Consider the following 18,316-nt stretch of genomic DNA (forward strand, 5'->3'; position numbering starts at 1 on the left):
CGGGGCGGCCTGCCCGGTACGGTGGCCGGCGACCGGAATTAACCCGACTGGCGGGTTTCGTCGCTCCTCGGTCGGGTAGCCCACGCCGTCCTTTCCACCGGACGTGACGGGGTGAGCACTGATGGCCAGACGGGTAACCACGGAGCCGGCCCGGGACCGGGGGCCGGCCCTTCTCGCACCGGCCCGTTTCGGCGGCTTCCCCGGAGCGGTCCGGATGGCGGTGCCGGGTAACAAGATCACCAGTCTGCTGCGGACCACGGACGCGAAGCAGATCGGGCTGCTCTACCTGTTCACGTCGTTCGTGTTCTTCCTGATCGCCGGCATCCAGGCGATGCTGATGCGCGCCGAGTTGGCCCGGCCGGGAATGCAGATGCTCTCCCCGGAGCAGTACAACCAGCTGTTCACCTCGCACGGCGCCCTGATGCTGCTGCTCTTCGCGACCCCGGCGGCGTTCGGCTTCGGCAATTTCCTGGTACCGATCCAGATCGGCGCGCCGGACGTGTCGTTCCCCCGGCTGAACGCGTTGGCCTACTGGTTGTTCCTGATGGGCGGGCTGCTGGTCGTCGGCGGTTTCTTCACCCCCGGCGGTTCGGCCGACTTCGGTTGGACCGCCTACACACCGTTGAGCCGGGCCGAGCACAGCCCCGGCGTCGGCGCCAACATGTGGGTGATCGGGCTGGTGATCTCCGGTCTGGGCACCATTCTCGGCGCGGTCAACCTGATCACCACGGTGCTGACCCTGCGGGCACCCGGCATGACCATGTTCCGGATGCCCATCTTCACCTGGAACATGCTGCTCACCAGCGTGCTGGTGCTGCTGGTGTTCCCCCTGCTGGCCGCCGGACTGCTGGCGCTGGCCGCCGATCGGCTGCTCGACGCGCACGTCTTCGTCGCCGCCCAGAGCGGGCCGATGCTCTGGCAGCACCTCTTCTGGTTCTTCGGCCACCCCGAGGTCTACATCATCGCGTTGCCGTTCTTCGGGATCATCACCGAGATCATCCCGGTTTTCGCCCGTAAGCCGATCTTCGGCTACAAGGGTCTGGTCGTGGCGACGCTCGCGATCACCGTGCTGTCGATGAGCGTCTGGGCGCACCACATGTTCTCTACCGGCCAGGTACTGCTGCCGTTCTTCAGTATCCTCAGCTACCTCATCGCGGTACCGACCGGGGTGAAGTTCTTCAACTGGATCGGCACCCTGTGGAAGGGACAGATCACCTTCGAGACCCCGATGCTCTTCGCCATCGGTTTCCTGGTCACCTTCCTGCTCGGTGGCCTGACCGGGGTGCTGCTGGCGAGTCCCCCGGTGGACTTCCACGTCACCGACACCTACTTCGTGGTGGCCCACTTCCACTACGTACTGTTCGGCACGGTGGTCTTCGCCCTGTTCGGCGGCTTCTACTTCTGGTTCCCGAAGATGACCGGCCGGATGCTCGACGAACGGATCGGCAAGGCGCACTTCTGGACGATGTTCCTCGGCTTCCACGGCACCTTCCTGGTGCAGCACTGGCTGGGCAGCGAGGGGATGCCCCGCCGGTACGCCAACTACCTGCCCACCGACGGGTTCACCGTGCTGAACACGATCTCCAGCATTTCGGCGTTCATCCTCGGCGCCTCCACGCTCTTCTTCATCTACAACGTGTGGAAGTCGTGGCGGTTCGGGGCGATGGCGTCGGTGGACGACCCCTGGGGTTTCGGCAACTCGCTGGAATGGGCCACCACCTGCCCGCCACCGTTGCGCAACTTCGACCGGATGCCCCGGATCCGCTCCGAGCGGCCGGCGTTCGACGCCAAGTACGGTTCGCTCGTCGCCGACCTGGGCCGGGACCTGCCGCAACGTACCGTCAAGCCGCCGCAGCACCTGGCCGAGGAGTTCCACGCCGAGCACCGGCTGCCGGAGTCGCCGAGCGCCGAGGGCGCGTACGGGGCGGGCGAGGCGGTGGCCCACCACCCGGCACCCCAGTCCGGGGCCCGGCCGGTGGCGGTACCGGAGCCGGAGCAGGTCCGCCGGCCCGCCTTCGAACACACCGACGCGCCGGAGGAGGACACGCCGGGCGGGCGGCCGTCGCCGCAGGAGGGCGAGCGGTGGCGGCACCCGCACAGCTCCGGTGACCCCGCACCCGGTGACGAGGAGCAGCAGCGGTGAGCCCGCGCCCGGTGACGAGGAGCAGCAGCGGTTAGCCCCGGGTCCCGGCTGGTGTGACACCGGCTGGCCGGTGACCGGGATGTCGGTGGTTTTGATCGAAGGCTGGTGCGGGATAGGGCCCCGGGCCGACCAGCAGTGGTCGGCCGGGACCGACGACAGGAGGGAGGCTGTCCGGCCGGCCGGAAGTCCGTCCCGGTCGGGGTTCAGTCCGGTCGGGCCGGGAGCCCGGCTGCGGCGAGCGAGCGGCGTACTGCGGGCTTCGCCCGGGACAGCCGCAACGGAACCCCGGTGCGGGCGGCGGCGTCCCGCCCGGCCAGCAGTGCCGCGATGCCGCCCGCGTCGACCCCGCCGACGTCGGTGAGGTCGACCACGACCTCGCTGGGCTGGCCGGTGACCGCCACCATCATCGCCCGGCGGAGCTGGTCGGCACCGTCCCGGTCCACCTCACCACCGACCTCGACGACCACCCGGTCGCCGTTCTGCCGGACCGAGACCCGGGTCTTCTGGTCCGGTTCCGCCGTACCGGCCTGCCAGGGGGCCGGGGTGTCGGCGAGCATCGCCTGCCGCAGCCAGGTCAGCGCCCGGGACAGCAACCGGGAGACGTGCATCTGGGAGATGCCGAACCGGGCAGCGATCTCGGCCTGGGTCTGGTTGCCGTAGAACCGCATCGCCAGGATCCGCCGCTCCCGCCAGGGCAGCCGGTGCAGCAGTCCGCTGACCGTGACCCGGTCGTCGACCGATTCGAGGTCGTTGTCCGACTCCCCCACCAGGTCACCGAACTCGGCGGAGCTCTCCCCGCCGACCGGTGCGTTGAGCGAGGCGGGGCTGTACCCGGCGGCGGACTCCAGGGCGGCCAGGATCTCCTCCTCCGGGGTCTCCAGGCGTTGCGCCAGTTCGGCGACCGTGGGGGCCCGGGACAGTTCGCTGGTCAGCGCCGCGGTGGCCTGACCGACCTCCAGGATCAGGTCGCGCAACCGACGGGGCACGTGGACGCCCCAGGTCCGGTCCCGGAAGTGCCGTTTGATCTCGCCGACGATGGTGATCGCCGCGTACGCGGTGAACGAGCCACGCTCGGGGTCGTAGCGGTCGACCGCGTTGACCAGCCCGAGCCGGGCGACCTGCTCCAGATCCTCCAGCGGTTCGCCCCGTCCACGGTACCGGCGGGCCAGCCGACCGGCGAAGGGCAACGCGAAACGCACCAGGTCGTCACGGGCCTCCTGGCGCCGCTCCGGTGGCAGGCCCTCGATCCGGGCCGCGTACGCCAGCGCGGCGGCGTCCAGATCCTCCAGACCCCGGTCGTTGGTCGGTGGCGCGGCCGGTGGCGTGCCGACGTCCCGTCCGGTCGGACCGTCGGCACCGGACCCGGGGTCGGTGACCGCCCCGGGTCCGGTGGCCACGACGTCCGTAACGGCCCCGGGGTCCGTAACGGCCACGACATCCGCAACGGCTGCGGTGTCCGCAACGGCGCTGGTGTCGTCGACGGCCCTGGTGTCGTCAACCGCCCTGGTGTCCGTGCCGGCCGCCTCGGTGACGGCCGTGTTGTCCCTGGTGGTCTGTCCGAACATCCACGCCTCCCTTGGGAAGGTCCCCCGCCCGGAGTGACGAACCGGTTTGTGGCACGGTGGTACCGCGCGCCGGGTCGGAAGCGATTAGGTGACCGGAGATGCTGATCGGGCCAGCCCGGGTCTGGTTACCCAAGGTGGTTTCACCATCACAGCCCGCAGCGTTCCCGCTCTGTAGGTACTCAACCACGGAGAGGGACTTTCGCGAGGATGTTTCGATGGCCGCCACTCGACGGCGGCGGACCGGACCGGCCGATGGACGCTCAGCAGACCAGCAGACTCTTGCGGGTACCGCTGTCCCGGAGGGCGGCAAGGGCGTCGGTCACCCGCATCGGCGGCGGGACAGGCAGGTCACAGGGCTGGGCGCGGAGCACCTCGGTGGCCCGCCGGGTCGGCACCGCGTTCACCGGGAAGCCCCGGGCACAGGTCCGGTCGAGGGCACGACGAAGCCGGCCGAACGAGGCGACCGCAAGCCACTGGGGCAGCCCGGCCAGTGCCGGTGACTGCATCCCCGGCGGCTCGGGCAGGACGTCCACCGAACTGAACGGATCGCTGCCGGCCAGCCACCACTCCGCTCCGGCGACACTGCGCCGGGTCGCATTCTCACACCAGTACGGCACCAGTCCCGCCCGGACCACCTGCCACGGGTCGAGCAGCCGCCCGCACTCGACCACACACCGGTCGCCCGTCTTGCCGGCCCGGCGCAGCCAGCGCCGGTACAGATCCGCCGTCGCCGCGCTGAGCGCGTCCGGGTCACCGAAGAGCACCCGGTGCAGCGGTCGGCCGCCCCGGTGCGCCCAGTCCCGTAGGCTCAACTCGAAGCCCGGCTCCACCGCGTGCTCGGCGTACCCGGGGGCGCACGAGACCGCAGGGGTCTCCCACCGGTCGGTCTCCGCGCCCGCCGAGCGCAGCACCTGGCGCAGGGTACGACTGTCCGGGTGGAAGTCCACCGGGTCGAGGCCGCTACCGGGGCAGCCGGCCTGGAAGCTGTGCCCGGCCCCGGAGTCCAGTACCGGCCAGGTCCGGGCGTCCCGGAGCAGGAGCAGCGGCGCGCCGGGCGCCAGCCGCTCGGCCAGAAAGCGGGCGTACGCCTCCGGCAGCCGCTGCCAGCGGACCCCGAAGGAGACCGTCGCCCCGGCCAGCACGCCCCGGCTGGCCGGACAGTGCACCTGCCGGACGTGCACGTCCGGGTTGGCGGACCGCAGTCGCGCGGCCAGCGGCGCACCGTGCGCCAGGGCCGCCACCGGGTCGTGCACCGCGCCCTGCGGCCAGTGCGCGGTCACCTCGAAGGCGGCCGGCAGCCAGGGCACTCCGAGGGCCACCGCGAGATGCGCCGCCGCCCCGTGCGGCGAGCCGAGCAGCACCCCGGGGTAGTCCCGCTCCGGGTACTGCCCGACCAACCACTGCGCGACCCCTTCGGCATCGACCCGGTCGACCTGCTCGGGGCGGAGTGCGACCCGCGCGGCGGCCCGGGCAACGGCGGCCCGCCGCACCGCCTCCGGGGCACCGCGCAGCCGGGTGAGCGCCCACGGATGGCCGAGGTCGGCGCAGTCCGCGTCGCGCAGCGCCCGGGCGGTCACCGCGACCAGCACCCGGGCGGTACTGTCCGCCGCGACGATCCGCTCCCCGGCGAGGCTGGTGCCGGTCACCGCCCCATTCCGCGTGCTCCGCACCCCGTCCACCTTCCCCCGCTCGCTCGCCACGCGTCCCGGCTTCCCGCCCCGATGCGGTTCAAACGGGGCATCAACCACCACGGTCGGGTAATCCGAACAGCGTTCCCCTTCGCCGCGCCGGGGCGGTTCGCCGCCGTACCGGGGTGCTTCCGGCCGTCGCCGGGCCGGACCGGCTACCCCGTACCTCGCCGGCCGGGACCGGCTACCGGGTGCACCGCCGACCGAGACCGGCTACCGGGTGCACCGCCGGCCGGGACCGGCTACCCGAGGTCGCGGGTGTCCACCGTGACGTGGGTACGCAGCACGTGGTCGTGCACCCGACGGGCCGCGTCGGCATCGGCGAGGACGCCCCGCAGGTCGGCGAAGGGCTGCTCCGGCGGATCCAGCGGCACCACCGGGTCGACCACCGCCTCGATCAGGGCCGGTCGGTCCGCGGCCAGCGCCTCCTCCCAGGCCGGCCCGACCAGTTCCGGCCGGTCCACCCGCAGCCCGTGCAGGCCGAGCAGGCGGGCCCAGCCGGCGTAGGGCACGTCCGGCAGCCGCTCGGCGACCTCCGGGGCCTGCCGCTCCCGGTGGTCCCCGACCCCGGAGCGGTCCCGGTTGTTCAGCACCAGCAGCACGAACCTCGCATCGGGCCACTGTTGCCAGTGCTGGGCCACGGTGATCAGCTCGGCCAGTCCGGTGAGCTGCATCGCGCCGTCGCCGAGCAGGGCGATCACCGGTTGTTCCGGCGCGGCCAGCTTCGCCGCGATCGCGTACGGCAGGGCACAGCCGACCGAGCCCAGGGTGCCGCAGATGTGCGCCGAGACTCCGGGCGGCAGTTGCACGTGCCGGGCGTACCAGTAGGTGACCGAACCGACGTCCACGGCGACCGCCGCGCCCCGGGGCAGTCGGGGTGACAGTTCCTGGAAGAGCAGTCGCGGGTTGACCGGCTCCCCGGGTTGCCCGGCACGCTCGGCGGCGGTGCCGCGCCACCGGTCCACGGACAGTTCGACCGTCTGGCGCCACTGCCGGCCGGGCCGGTCAGGAATCCGGGCGATCAACGCACGCAGGGTCTCGGCCGCGTCTCCGATCAGCGGTACGTCCACCGGGTACCGGCTGCCCACCCGTCGCCCGTCGATGTCGATCTGCACCACCCGGGCCTGCCCCGGCGGCGGCAGGTACCCCGTCCACGGGTCGTTGGTACCCACCAGCAGCAGGGTGTCGCAGCTGGCCATGAGCTGGGCACTGGCGTCACCACCCACCTCACCGAGGACACCGGTGTGGAACGGCAGCCGCTCGTCGAGCACCGGTTTGCCCAGCAGCGACGTGGCCACCCCGGCACCGAGCCGGTCGGCCAGTACCTGGATCTCCTCGGCGGCACCGTAGCCGCCCTGTCCGACCAGGACCGCCACCCGCTGGCCGGAGGAGAGCAGTTGCGCCGCAGCACCGAGATCGGCATCGTGCGGCAGTACCCGGGCCAGCGGCAGTCCCGGGGTGGCCACCAGCGCCCCGCTGCCCTGCGCCGGCAGCAGGGGCACCGGGGCGATCTGGAGTTCGTAGGGCAGTACCAGGCAGGTGGGGCTCCGGGTCGCCGCCGCGGTCTGGATGGCCCGGTCGAGCAGTGCCGACGCCTCCTCGACGGTCTGCACGGTACGGACGAACTGGTTGCAGACGTCGCTGAACAGTCGCCCGATCTCGATCTCGGCGTGCGCCCGCCCGAGCGGGCTGGAGGTCTCCTGCCCGATCAGCGCGACCACCGGCTTGCTGTCCAGCTTGGCGTCGTAGAGGCCGTTGAGCAGGTGGACCGCTCCGGGGCCCTGGTTGGCCAGGCAGACCCCGATCCCGCCGGTGTACTTGGCGTGCCCGGTGGCCATGAACGCGGCGGTCTCCTCGTGCCGGGCCGGCACGAACGCCGGGTCGCCACCGGCGTCCACGAGGGCGTCGACGATCGGCGCGATCGCCGAACCGGGACAACCGAAGACCCGGGGGAGGTGCCAGGCCCGGAGCCGCTCCACGACCAGGTCGGCCACCCGCCGCGCCGGCTCCGCCCCGGCCGCGTCCCGCGGTGGCCGGGCGGAATCAGCCACGGCCGCGTCCCGGGGTGGCAGCGTCGGCGTAGCGGAGTACCGCCCCGACCCCGTCGGTCAGGTCGGGTGCCTCGTCCCGGCCGAGGACGGCGACCTCCGCGTCGGTGCCGACCAGCGCGCGTACCAGGGCGTCGTCGGCGCGTACCCGCTGCGGATCCGGCACCGACAGGTCGGCGAGCAGCTGCGGGTCGCAGGCGATCTGGGTGGGTTCGGGGCCGATCCAGAGCCGGTCGGTCGAGGACGGGTCGTCAACGATCAGCATCGTGTCGACCTGGGCCCGTTGCAGTGCGGAGACCACCGCGTCGAGCCCACCACCGATGTCCTCCTGGATGCCGAACCGGTCCAGCGCCTCGCTGATGTGCGCTTCGGCCGCCTCGGCGACGACCTGGACGGTGATGTCGTCCAGCAGGGTCCGGTCGGCGCCCCGGGCCCGCTTGCCCGCGTCGGTCCGGACCACCTTGTCCTGCCAGCGGCTGGGCAGTTGCGCGGCGAGCATCCCGGTGGCCCGGACATCCCCGGCGACCACCACCACCTCCGCGCCGATCCGGTCGGCCAGCTCGGCGGTCGCCGCCGCCGCGTCACCGGTGTTGTGGTGCCAGGCCTCCATCGCCGCCCGCTGGTAACGCGACTGGGACCAGCCGCCGGGGTTGACCCGGCTCAGCTGGTACGTCTCCCGGCCCTTCACGTGTGCCCGGCGGGGTACCCCGCCCGCGCTGACCGACTCCACGTCGGCGTCGGCCCGGTCGGTCAGTACCCGGACCCACGCCACCTGTTCGCCCCGCTGCGCCACCAGTGGCATGGTGTGCGGCAGCGGGCTGTACCTGGCGAGGTCCTTGGGCGGCGGCGCGGCGAGGTAATCGCTGAGCACCACCCGTCCCCGGGTGGCAAAGGCGGCCAACCCGTAGTCCCCCGGCATCGGGTCGTGTCCCCGGACCAACCGGTCGAGCGCGTCGACGCTCTCCTTCTCGGCGCCCTGGCCGATCAACTGCCCCTTCAGCGCCCGCCAGCGCAGGTCAAGCGCGGGGTGGGCGTCCTCGGTGTCCCGGGAGGCATCCAGATAGACCGAGCACCACGGTCCGGGACGGTCGTAGACCGGGCGCAGGAACGAAAGCTGCATGGTCGACCCCCTTCCAGCTCGGCCCTCCGCATACCCGTGCCGCCGGGGATGTCACCTGACCAGGCGATCGGTCGTACCCGCCGCGCCCGCCACGCCCATGAATGGTTCATTCACGTCTTCATGCCCCTACCGTCGATACGATCGGTGAAGATGAGCGGACTTTGGGTGGTAGGCGATGAGCAATGAGCTGTACCCGCGGCGGCGAACCCGCCCGGTCGGCCCGATCGTCACCGGACGCGTGGTCCGGCTGCTGGACGGCTACTCCCGCGAGCTGAAGGTGGGACAGCCGATCCTGGTGGCGGTGCTCACCGCCGCCGGGGTGGTCCGGCTGATCGGACTGCTGGTCACCTCGGTGCTACGGGCGGGTACCGGCGCCGGCAGTCGCCGGAAGTGGAAGGATCTGAAGAAGGGTCCGGAGTACCTGGTGACGCCGTTGCAGGTCCGCGACGGCGACAACCGGATCTGCGAGTTGGAACTGCACGGCCACCTGCCACAGAGTGCCCTGCACCCGGGGGACCACATCCAGCTCACCGTCCGTCAGCAGAAGGACCCGGACCTGGCTCCCCGGATCGAGCGGATCGTCAACATCACCAGCGGGCAACTGCTCACCCCCCGGGTCCCGACCGTCTGGTCGCATCTCGGCCCGCCGTTGGTACTTCAGGCGATGCTCGGGGTGCTCCTGCTCGGCCTGATCGGCGCCTGCACCGTGCTCACCTGACCTGCACCGGGCCGAGGAACATGTCGTCGGCCCGAGACCGGCGGCCAGCGACGCCGTCTCCATGATGCACAGCGCTCCGCGCCGGTTCCCGTCCGGAACCGGCGCGGCGACGCGACGGGACGACCACTCAACCGGCCAGCGAGGTGGTCTCGCGGGCGGTGGGCACCGGTTCGGTACGACCGAGCAGGCCCCGGCGCCGGGCCCAGCGCTCGAAGATCAGGGTGGCGAAGGGCGGGACCGCACAGGCCAGCGCCACGCCGGTGGCGAGCAGGCTCCACCGGTGGATCCGGGCGACCGCCAGGACCAGCAGACCGTACGCGACGAAGAGCGCGCCGTGGATCGGGCCGAACACCTGCACGCCCAACTCGTTGCCGGGCGGGCCGTACTTGACCGCCATTCCGGCGAGCAGGGCGGCCCAGGAGATCGCCTCCGCGATCGCCGCCAGCACGAATAGTCTGGTCACCTTGGCAGCCATCGTTCTCCCCTCGTCTGTCCGGTTGGCCATGGTATGCCCTGCCAAGGGGGTAGTCGGCAGCGGCGCCCAGTAGCGGGACGGGCATCACCACCTTCGGCTCTGGGCAAAAGGACGGTGGGCCCTTTCCCGGGCGCCCGGGCCGTGCAAGGTTGGAATGACCAGGACGTGACGGGATGGTGACAGATGGGCGAGGATGTCGGGGTGCGCACCTTCACGCGCGAGGACCGAGCCCGGTACCGGGAGAAGGTCCGCCGCTGCCTGGACGTGTTCGCCGAGATGCTCCGCGAGTCGCGGTTCGACGTCGACCGGCCGATGACCGGCCTGGAGATCGAACTCAACCTCGTGGACGACGGGTTCATGCCGGCCATGCGCAACGCGGACGTGCTCGCCGCCATCGCCGACCCGGCCTTCCAGACCGAACTGGGCCAGTTCAACGTGGAGATCAACGTGGCACCCCGACGGCTCGCCGGCACCGGTACCGGCGAGTTCGAAAAGCACGTCCGGGCCAGCCTCAACGCGGCCGAGGAACGGGCCCGCCCGGTCGGCACGCACATGGTGATGATCGGCATCCTGCCCACCCTGCGGCCCGAACACCTGAGCGGGACCAACCTGTCGGCGAACCCACGTTACGCACTGCTCAACGAGCAGATCTTCGCCGCCCGGGGGGAGGACCTCCAGATCGCGATCAACGGCGTGGAACGGCTCACCACCACCGCCGACACCATCCTGCCCGAGGCGGCCTGCACCAGCACCCAGTTCCACCTCCAGGTGAGTCCGGCCCAGTTCGCCGACTACTGGAACGCCGCCCAGGCGATCGCCGGCGTGCAGGTCGCACTCGGCGCGAACGCCCCGTTCCTGTTCGGCCGCCACCTGTGGGCGGAGACCCGGATACCGCTGTTCCAGCAGGCCACCGACACCCGTTCCGAGGAGATCAAGGCGCAGGGGGTACGCCCCCGGGTCTGGTTCGGGGAACGGTGGATCACCAACGTCTTCGACCTGTTCGAGGAGAACGTCCGCTACTTCCCGGCGCTGCTGCCGGTCTGCGACGACGAGGACCCGGCCCGGACCCTGGCCGGTGGGGACGTACCGAAGCTGGCCGAGCTGCGCCTGCACAACGGCACCGTCTACCGCTGGAACCGGCCGGTCTACGACGTGCTGCGCGGCCGGCCGCACCTGCGCGTGGAGAACCGGGTGCTGCCGGCCGGGCCCACCGTGCTGGACACCATCGCCAACGGGGCGTTCTACTTCGGCCTGGTCCGGGCGCTCGCCGAGTCGGACCGGCCGCTCTGGTCACAGATGTCGTTCAGCGCCGCCGAGGAGAACTTCTACGGCTGCGCCCGGCACGGCATCGACGCACAGGTCTTCTGGCCCGGTCTGGGCTACCTCCCGGTGACCGAGCTGGTGCTGCGCCGGCTGCTGCCGCTGGCGTACGAGGGGCTGGACCGGTGGGGGGTGGACCCCGACGAACGGGACCGGCTGCTGACGGTGATCGAGCAGCGCTGCCTGACCGGGCGCAACGGTGCGAGCTGGCAGGTGGAGGCGCTGCACCGGTTCGAGGCCAGCGACCACCTGGACCGGCCGGCGGCGCTGCGCGAGGTGGTCCGGCACTACGTGACCCTGATGCACAGCAACCGCCCGGTCCACGAGTGGCCGCTGCCCTGACCGGTTAGGAAGGGCCCCTTCCTATACCAAAAACGATAGGAAGGGGCCCTTCCTTACCCTCAGGCCTCGACGATCGCGGCCGACTCGGCGGGCAGCTCGATCCCGTCCCGCATCACCGTCACCCCGGTCGAGGTGGCCAGCAGCACCGAGCGGACCACCCCGGAGAGGTTGATCCGCTGCGGCTTGCCGGCCAGGTTCGCCGCCACCAGGCAGCGACCCCGCCGGACCACCACGAACTGGTCGCCGTAGCGGACGTCGACCAGGTCCAACCGGGCGTCGGTCAGATCCGGCCGGCGGCGCCGCAACGCGATCAGCCGCCGGTAGAAGGCGAGCATCTCGCGGTGTTCGGGCTTGTCCAGTTCGGCCCAGTCCAGCCGGGACCGGGCGAAGGTCTGCGGATCCTGCGGATCGGGGACATCGGTGGCCGGCCAACCGTGCGCGGCGAACTCCCGGCGCCGCCCGGTGGCTACGGCGGCGGCCAGCTCCGGCTCCGGGTGGCTGGTGAAGAACTGCCACGGGGTACGCGCCCCCCACTCCTCCCCCATGAACAGCATCGGGGTGAACGGGGCGGTGAGCAGCAGGGTCGCCCCGACCCGCAGCAGCCCCGGGGAGAGCGTGGCGGAGATCCGGTCCCCGAGCGCCCGGTTACCGATCTGGTCGTGGTTCTGCAGGGAGGCCACGAACCGGTGCCCTGGCGTGCGGTGCCGGTCGATCGGCCGGCCGTGGGTACGCTGCCGGAAGCTGGACCAGGTGCCGGCGTGGAAGAACGCCCCGGTGAGCACGTCGGCCAGGCACTCCAGGGAGCCGAAGTCGGCGTAGTAGCCCTGCCGCTCCCCGGTGAGCAGTGCGTGCAGGGCGTGGTGGGCGTCGTCGTTCCACTGGGCGTGCAGCCCCAGCCCGCCGGCCGCGCGCGGGGTGACCAGCCGGGGGTCGTTGAGGTCGGACTCGGCGATCAGCGACAGCGGCCGGCCCAGGCCGGCGGCGAGTGTCTCCACCTCGACGGCCAACTCCTCCAGCAACGGGGTGGCCCGGGAGTCGACGAACGCGTGTACCGCGTCCAGTCGCAGCCCGTCGACGTGGTAGTCGCGCAGCCACATCAGCACGCTGTCGGTGATGTAGCGGCGGACCTCGTCGGAGCCCGGGCCGTCCAGGTTGACCGCACGCCCCCAGGCGTTGCTCTGCTCGGCCAGGTAGGGGCCGAAGAGCGGTGCGTAGGCCCCCGAGGGGCCGAAGTGGTTGTATACGACGTCGAGGATCAGCCCCAGTCCGCGCGTGTGGGCCGCATCGACCAGGCGTTTCAGGCCGTCCGGGCCGCCGTACGGCTGGTGCGGGGCGAACCAGCAGACCCCGTCGTAGCCCCAGTTGTGCTCCCCGTTGAAGGCGTTGACCGGCAGCAGCTCGATCATGTCGACGCCCAGGTCGACCAGATGGTCGAGCCGCTCGATCGCGGAGTCGAAGGTGCCCTGCGGGGTGAACGTGCCGACGTGCAGCTCGTAGAGGACGCTGCCGGGCAGCGCCCGACCGGTCCAGGCGCGGTCGGTCCAGGCGAACGCGTCATGGTCGTAGCGCCGGCTCGGCCCGTGCACCCCCGCCGGTTGCCAGGCCGAGCGGGGATCCGGCAGCGGTTGGTCGTCGTCGTCGAGCAGATAGGCGTAGTCGGTACCCGGGCCGGTGCCCGGTACGTCCGACCGCCACCAGCCGCCGCTCTCCCGGGTCATCTCCCGGTCCGGTCTACCGGTCAGGCGCAGCCGGACCCGACGCGCCTGCGGAGCCCAGACCGTGAACCCGGTCATGACGCGGCGCTCCGGTGTCCGCCGCTACCCAGGGTCATGACGCCTCCGCGCGGGTGGTTTGGGGTGAGGAGTGCCACCGGATAGTGATCCAGCAGGTCAGCCAGGGGTACCCGGTCGCCACTGTAGACCCGTCCGGTGAACAACTCTGTCACTTCGTTAACGGGAAGCGACAGGGCCGAGTTACCCCATCCGCCCCGGCCGGTCAGCCCGACCGGAAGCCGGGTCGCCACGGTCACCGCTCCACCGGAGTCGAAGGCGACCGCATGGTCGGCGGCCGGCCCGTCGACCGGTACCGGGCGGTAGCCGGTGAACAGCCGTGGAGCGTCCCGGCGCAGCCGCAGGGCCCGGGAGACGACCAGCAGCTTCGCCGCGCCGGTGCCGTCCACCGGGGGCCGCCAACCGGCGTCGATCCGGTCCAGCAGTTCCCGGCGTACGCCGAAGTCGACTGGGCGCCGGTTGTCCGGGTCGACCAGCGAGTTCTCCCACAGCTCGGTGCCCTGGTAGACGTCCGGCACCCCGGGCATGGTGAGCTGGACCAGCTTCTGCCCCAGCGAGTTGGACCAGCCGGCCGGGGCGATCTCCGCGACGAACTCGGTGATCCCGGCGTACAGCGTCGGGTCGTCGTAGATCCGGTCGACCACGGCGTGCAGGGCGGCCTCGAAGACCGGGTCCGGCTGCGCCCAACTGGTGGCGTCGTCCGCCTCCCGGGCCGCCTTCTGCACGTACGCGTGCAACCGGTCCCGTTCGATCGGCCAGGCACCGACGACGGTCTGCCAGAGCAGGTGGGCGAAGGCCGGGTCGGGCAGCGGGGCGTACCCCATCCACTGCCCGACCTGGTCGGCCCACCGCTGCGGCAGCTCGGACAGGACGGCGAGCCGGGCCCGGACGTCCTCGCCGCGCTTGGTGTCGTGGGTGGAGAGGCTGGTCATGCCGGCCGGCCACCGCCGCAGCCGGGCGGAGGCGGCGCCGTGGAACTCGGCCGGCGGCACCCCGAAGTGGGCCGGACTGCCGCCGACCTCGTTGAGCGCGACGAACCGGGTCCACCGGTAGTAGGCGGTGTCCTCGACGCCCTTGGCCATCACCGCCCCGGAGAGCTGGGCGAACCGGGTGGCCAGGTCGTCGCCGGGGTCACCCAGCCGGGCGGTGACCACGTCCAGCGTGCCGGTGAGGTCCGGTCGACGCCGGCCGGCCTCGACGCGGGCCTTCGCCAGGTGCCCGGCCCCCTCCGGCGGGTAGCCCCGGTACACCGGGAAGCAGGCGGCCAGCTCGGCCAGGGCGGCGCGGACCTGCCCGTGGTCGGCCTCGGGAACCAGCCGGGCCAGCCGGGACAGCTCGGCGGCGAGCAGCCCGGTGGCGGCGGCCAGCTTGGTGGCGTGGATCAGCTCCGGCCAGGAGGTGACCCGGCCGGTGAGCCGGGTGTCCAGGGCGGTGAACGCCGCCTCGGTGCGGCTGTCGACGAAGAGTCCGCAGACCTCGGCCAGCGCGTCGTAGCCGGTGGTGCCGTCGACGGGCCAGTCCGGCAGCTGCTCGCCGTACTCCAGGATCTTCTCCACCAGCAGCCACACCCCGGGCGCGGCGGCGCGCAGCCGGGCCAGGTATCCGGCGGGGTCGCGCAACCCGTCCGGGTGGTCGACCCGGATGCCTTCGACGTCACCGGCGTCGACCCAGCGGAGGATCTCGGCGTGGGTGGCGGCGAAGACCGCCGGATCCTCCACCCGCAGGCCGGCCAGGTCGGAGACGGCGAAGAACCGCCGGTACGTCAGCTCAACGTCGCCGCGCCGCCAGGAGACCAGCTCGTAGTGCTGCCGGTCGTGCACCTCGCGGGCGGTCCCGGAGCCGGTGCCGTCGGCGACCGGGAAGCGGTGCCCGTGGTAGCGAAGTTCACCGTCGACGACCGTGAGGTCGTCGACGGCGGCCGGGTCGTCGGCGAGGACCGGCAGCTTCAGCCGGCCGGCGTCCCAGTCGACGTCGAACCAGTCGGCGTACGCCGACCCGCGTCCCCGGCGCAGCACGTCCCACCAGGCCGGGTTGGCGGCCGGGACGGCCACCCCGACGTGGTTGGGCACGATGTCCACGACCAGGCCCAGGCCGGCCGCGCGCAGCGCGGTGACCAGCCGCCGCCGGCCCTCCTCGCCACCGAGTTCCGGGTTGACCCGGGAGTGGTCCACCACGTCGTAGCCGTGCGCCGAGCCGGGCGTGGCGGCCAGCAACGGTGCGCTGTACAGGTGGGTCACCCCGAGGTCGGCGAGGTAGCCGGCGAGACCGGCGGTGGTGGCCAGGTCGAAGTCGGGCCGTACCTGCATCCGGTAGGTGGAGCGGACGGCCACCGGCCGCCCGCGTTCCGGCGAGCCTCCCGGCGTCACGTCCGCCACGTCAGGCCGTCCTCTCCAGCACCACCAGCGCGCGGTCCGGCACCACGACGGTGCCCCCGGCGGCCACCACCACCGGCTTGTCCGGCTCCGGGTCGGCGGTGCTGATCACAGACGTCCACCTCGGGCCGTACTCTTCGCCGGGCAGGGTGAACTCCAGCGGCGCGTCGTGGGCGTTGAAGCAGAGCAGGTAGGAGTCGTCCTGGTGGCGCTGGCCGTACTGGCCGCGTTCCCGGATGCCGTCGCCGTTGACGAAGAGGGTGACCGCCCGACCGAACTCGTTGCCCCAGTCCTCGCCGGTCATCTCCCGGCCATCCGGCGTGTACCAGGCCAGGTCGGGCAGGGGGCCGTCGGCCGTTCGGCCGCGCACCGGCAGGCCGGTGAAGAAGCGGCGGCGGCGGAACACCTGGTGCCGGGCCCGGAACGCGGTCAGGGTACGGACGAACGCCAGCAGCCCGTCGTCGGTGTTGTCCCAGTCGATCCAGGCAAGCTCACTGTCCTGGCAGTAGGCGTTGTTGTTGCCGTGCTGGGTACGGCCCAGTTCGTCGCCGTGACCGATCATCGGTACGCCCTGCGACAGCATCAGGGTGGCCAGGAAGTTGCGCCGCTGGCGGGCGCGCAGGGCACCCACGTCGGGGTCGTCGGTGGGCCCCTCCACCCCGCAGTTCCAGGACCGGTTGTGGCCCTCCCCGTCCCGGTTGGACTCCCCGTTGGCCTCGTTGTGCTTGTCGTTGTACGACACCAGGTCGTTGAGGGTGAAGCCGTCGTGGCAGGTGACGAAGTTGATGCTGTGGAACGGCCGTCGCCCGTCGTCCTGGTAGAGGTCGGCGGAACCGGAGATCCGGGAGGCGAACTCGGCCAGCGTGGCCGGTTCACCGCGCCAGAAGTCCCGCACGGTGTCCCGGTACTTGCCGTTCCACTCGGTCCACACGGGCGGGAAGTTGCCGACCTGGTAGCCGCCGGGGCCGACGTCCCACGGCTCGGCGATCAGCTTGACCTGGCTGACCACCGGGTCCTGCTGGACCACCTCGAAGAAGGTGGAGAGGCGGTCCACCTCGTAGAACTCCCGCGCCAGGGTGGCAGCGAGGTCGAAACGGAACCCGTCGACGTGCATCTCCTGCACCCAGTACCGCAGCGAGTCCATGATCAGTTGGAGGGAGTGCGGGCTGCGGACGTTCAGGCTGTTGCCGGTACCGGTGTAGTCGACGTAGTAACGCCGGTCCTCCTCGGACAGCCGGTAGTAGCTGGCGTTGTCGACGCCCTTGAAACCGAGCGTGGGGCCCAGGTGGTTGCCCTCGGCGGTGTGGTTGTAGACCACGTCGAGGATCACCTCGATGCCGGCGGCGTGCAGCGCCTTGACCATCCCCCGGAACTCGCCGACCTGCTGACCGACCCGGCCCATCGCCGAGTAGCCGTGGTACGGGGCGAAGAAGCCGATGGTGTTGTAGCCCCAGTAGTTGCGCATGCCCAGATCGGCCAGCCGGTGGTCGTGCACGAACTGGTGCACCGGCATCAGCTCCAGCGCGGTGACGCCGAGCGAGGTCAGGTACTCGATCATCACCGGGTGGGCGATGCCGGCGTACGTGCCGCGCAGCTCCTCGGGGATCCCCGGGTGCCGTCGGGTCAGCCCCTTCACGTGCGCCTCGTAGATCACCGAGTGGTGGTACGGCCGGCGGGGTGGCTTGTCGTTGCCCCAGTCGAAGTACGGGTTGACCACCACCGACTTCGGCATGAACGGCGCCGAGTCGGTCTCCGACATCCGCTCCGGGTCGCCCAGCTCGTAGCCGTACACCGCCGGGTCCCACTGGACGTCCCCGTCGACCGCCTTGGCGTACGGGTCCAGCAGCAGCTTGTGCGGGTTGCAGCGCGGCCCGTTCGCCGGGTCGTACGGGCCGTGGATTCGGTAGCCGTACCGCTGACCGGGCTCGACCCCGGGCAGGTAGCCGTGCCAGACGTAGGCGTCGACCTCCTGCAGGGTGATCCGCCGCTCGGCGCCGGTGTCCCACTCGTCGAACAGGCACAGCTCGACGGACTCGGCGACCTCCGAGAAGATCGCGAAATTGGTACCCGTGCCGTCGTAGGTCGCCCCCAACGGATACCGGTCACCGGGCCAGACCTGCATGGTGCTCCTCAGCATGGACGGATGTCCTGGTCGAACACGTGCGACGCCGGTCACGGCCGCTCGGGCCCGGAACCGACGCCGGCACGCGATCGACGCGCGTCGAATGGTCAGCGACGCTCGACGCGCACGCCGGTATTGCCCCACCGCCGGTCGGCTCAATCCACCCGATCGGGTCCCTACCGCTATCCAACCACCTGAGCCGACCTGGAGCTTCCGGTGTCTTCGGTCACCTTCGCTCTTTTCAGGATGCGGTCCGCCCCGATGTGCCTTTTGCTAGTAGTGGGGTGCGGTCCGCACCGGTTTCCCGATCGGCTTTCGGCCACCTTCCGCTTTTCCTCCTGCCGCCACCGGTGCCGGCATGACCACCCATGCATGGATGGAGTTAGAAGTGACCCTGCGGGTCGGCGAGCAGCTCACGAACCCCTCGATCACCCCGGACCGGTCCTGCCGGCCCAGCCCTACCTTCCGCCTCCCGCAGCAGCACCCGAGCACCGGCGCCGGTTGCCCCCCGCCCGCCGGCAGCGGGCACGGCCCGGCCCGTCGCCGGATCCTGATGCTGTCCTGGGAGTACCCGCCGGTGCTCGTGGGCGGCCTCGGCCGGCACGTGCACGCC

11 protein-coding genes and 1 pseudogene are annotated in these 18,316 nt (G+C 71.7%); 4 read left to right on the forward strand and 8 right to left on the reverse strand.

Annotation, left to right across the window (positions count from 1 at the left end; translation table 11 throughout):
- The first annotated feature begins 121 nt into the window (after positions 1-121).
- Positions 122-2,143: an aa3-type cytochrome oxidase subunit I gene (gene ctaD / locus V6U90_RS23360; protein ID WP_334440481.1), complete on the forward strand. Its 2,022-nt coding sequence runs from the start codon at positions 122-124 to the stop codon at positions 2,141-2,143.
- Between the two features lie 203 nt (positions 2,144-2,346).
- Here ctaD and V6U90_RS23365 read toward each other — a convergent pair whose 3' ends face one another.
- From V6U90_RS23365 to V6U90_RS23380, 4 genes are all read right to left on the reverse strand, one after another.
- The gene (locus V6U90_RS23365; protein WP_334440484.1) at positions 2,347-3,708 is read right to left on the reverse strand and encodes a SigB/SigF/SigG family RNA polymerase sigma factor; all 1,362 of its coding nucleotides are present in this window, start codon (positions 3,706-3,708) and stop codon (positions 2,347-2,349) included.
- A 260-nt stretch (positions 3,709-3,968) separates the two neighbouring features.
- Entirely contained in the window at positions 3,969-5,378 is a 1,410-nt protein-coding gene (locus V6U90_RS23370) for a hypothetical protein (protein ID WP_334440488.1), read from the reverse strand.
- Between the two features lie 260 nt (positions 5,379-5,638).
- Positions 5,639-7,447, reverse strand: coding sequence for a thiamine pyrophosphate-binding protein (locus V6U90_RS23375; RefSeq protein ID WP_334440491.1), 1,809 nt, complete (start codon positions 7,445-7,447; stop codon positions 5,639-5,641).
- Positions 7,440-8,564, reverse strand: a complete 1,125-nt coding sequence (locus tag V6U90_RS23380) for a baeRF2 domain-containing protein (RefSeq protein WP_334440493.1) — start codon at positions 8,562-8,564, stop codon at positions 7,440-7,442. Before V6U90_RS23380 ends, V6U90_RS23375 begins: the two co-directional genes overlap by 8 nt.
- Before the next feature lie 175 nt (positions 8,565-8,739).
- Between V6U90_RS23380 and V6U90_RS23385 the strand changes: the two genes are divergently transcribed.
- Positions 8,740-9,282, forward strand: coding sequence for a hypothetical protein (locus tag V6U90_RS23385; protein ID WP_334440495.1), 543 nt, complete (start codon positions 8,740-8,742; stop codon positions 9,280-9,282).
- 127 nt (positions 9,283-9,409) lie between these two features.
- On the opposite strand, the gene V6U90_RS23390 is transcribed toward V6U90_RS23385, so the two are convergent.
- Entirely contained in the window at positions 9,410-9,757 is a 348-nt protein-coding gene (locus V6U90_RS23390; RefSeq protein ID WP_334440497.1) for a DUF3817 domain-containing protein, read from the reverse strand.
- Positions 9,758-9,940: 183 nt separating this feature from the next.
- On the opposite strand from V6U90_RS23390, the gene V6U90_RS23395 reads away from it, so the two are divergent.
- Positions 9,941-11,419 carry a glutamate--cysteine ligase gene (locus V6U90_RS23395; RefSeq protein ID WP_334440499.1) on the forward strand — a complete coding sequence of 493 codons (1,479 nt, stop codon included), beginning with the start codon at positions 9,941-9,943 and terminating at the stop codon, positions 11,417-11,419.
- A gap of 59 nt (positions 11,420-11,478) precedes the next feature.
- Here V6U90_RS23395 and treZ read toward each other — a convergent pair whose 3' ends face one another.
- From treZ to glgX, 3 genes are read right to left on the reverse strand one after another with little or no spacing between them, the layout of a single operon-like run.
- Positions 11,479-13,212, reverse strand: coding sequence for a malto-oligosyltrehalose trehalohydrolase (treZ, locus tag V6U90_RS23400; protein ID WP_334440501.1), 1,734 nt, complete (start codon positions 13,210-13,212; stop codon positions 11,479-11,481).
- On the reverse strand, positions 13,209-15,584 hold the full coding sequence (treY, locus tag V6U90_RS23405) for a malto-oligosyltrehalose synthase (protein WP_334440504.1): 2,376 nt from the start codon (positions 15,582-15,584) through the stop codon (positions 13,209-13,211). Before treY ends, treZ begins: the two co-directional genes overlap by 4 nt.
- A gap of 1 nt (position 15,585) precedes the next feature.
- Positions 15,586-17,703 carry a glycogen debranching protein GlgX gene (glgX, locus tag V6U90_RS23410; protein ID WP_334440510.1) on the reverse strand — a complete coding sequence of 706 codons (2,118 nt, stop codon included), beginning with the start codon at positions 17,701-17,703 and terminating at the stop codon, positions 15,586-15,588.
- Positions 17,704-18,079: 376 nt separating this feature from the next.
- Between glgX and V6U90_RS23415 the strand changes: the two are divergent.
- A pseudogene (locus V6U90_RS23415) lies at positions 18,080-18,316 on the forward strand (hypothetical protein); the annotation flags it as partial.

Source organism: Micromonospora sp. CPCC 206060 (assembly GCF_036906895.1).
Classification (GTDB): domain Bacteria; phylum Actinomycetota; class Actinomycetes; order Mycobacteriales; family Micromonosporaceae; genus Micromonospora.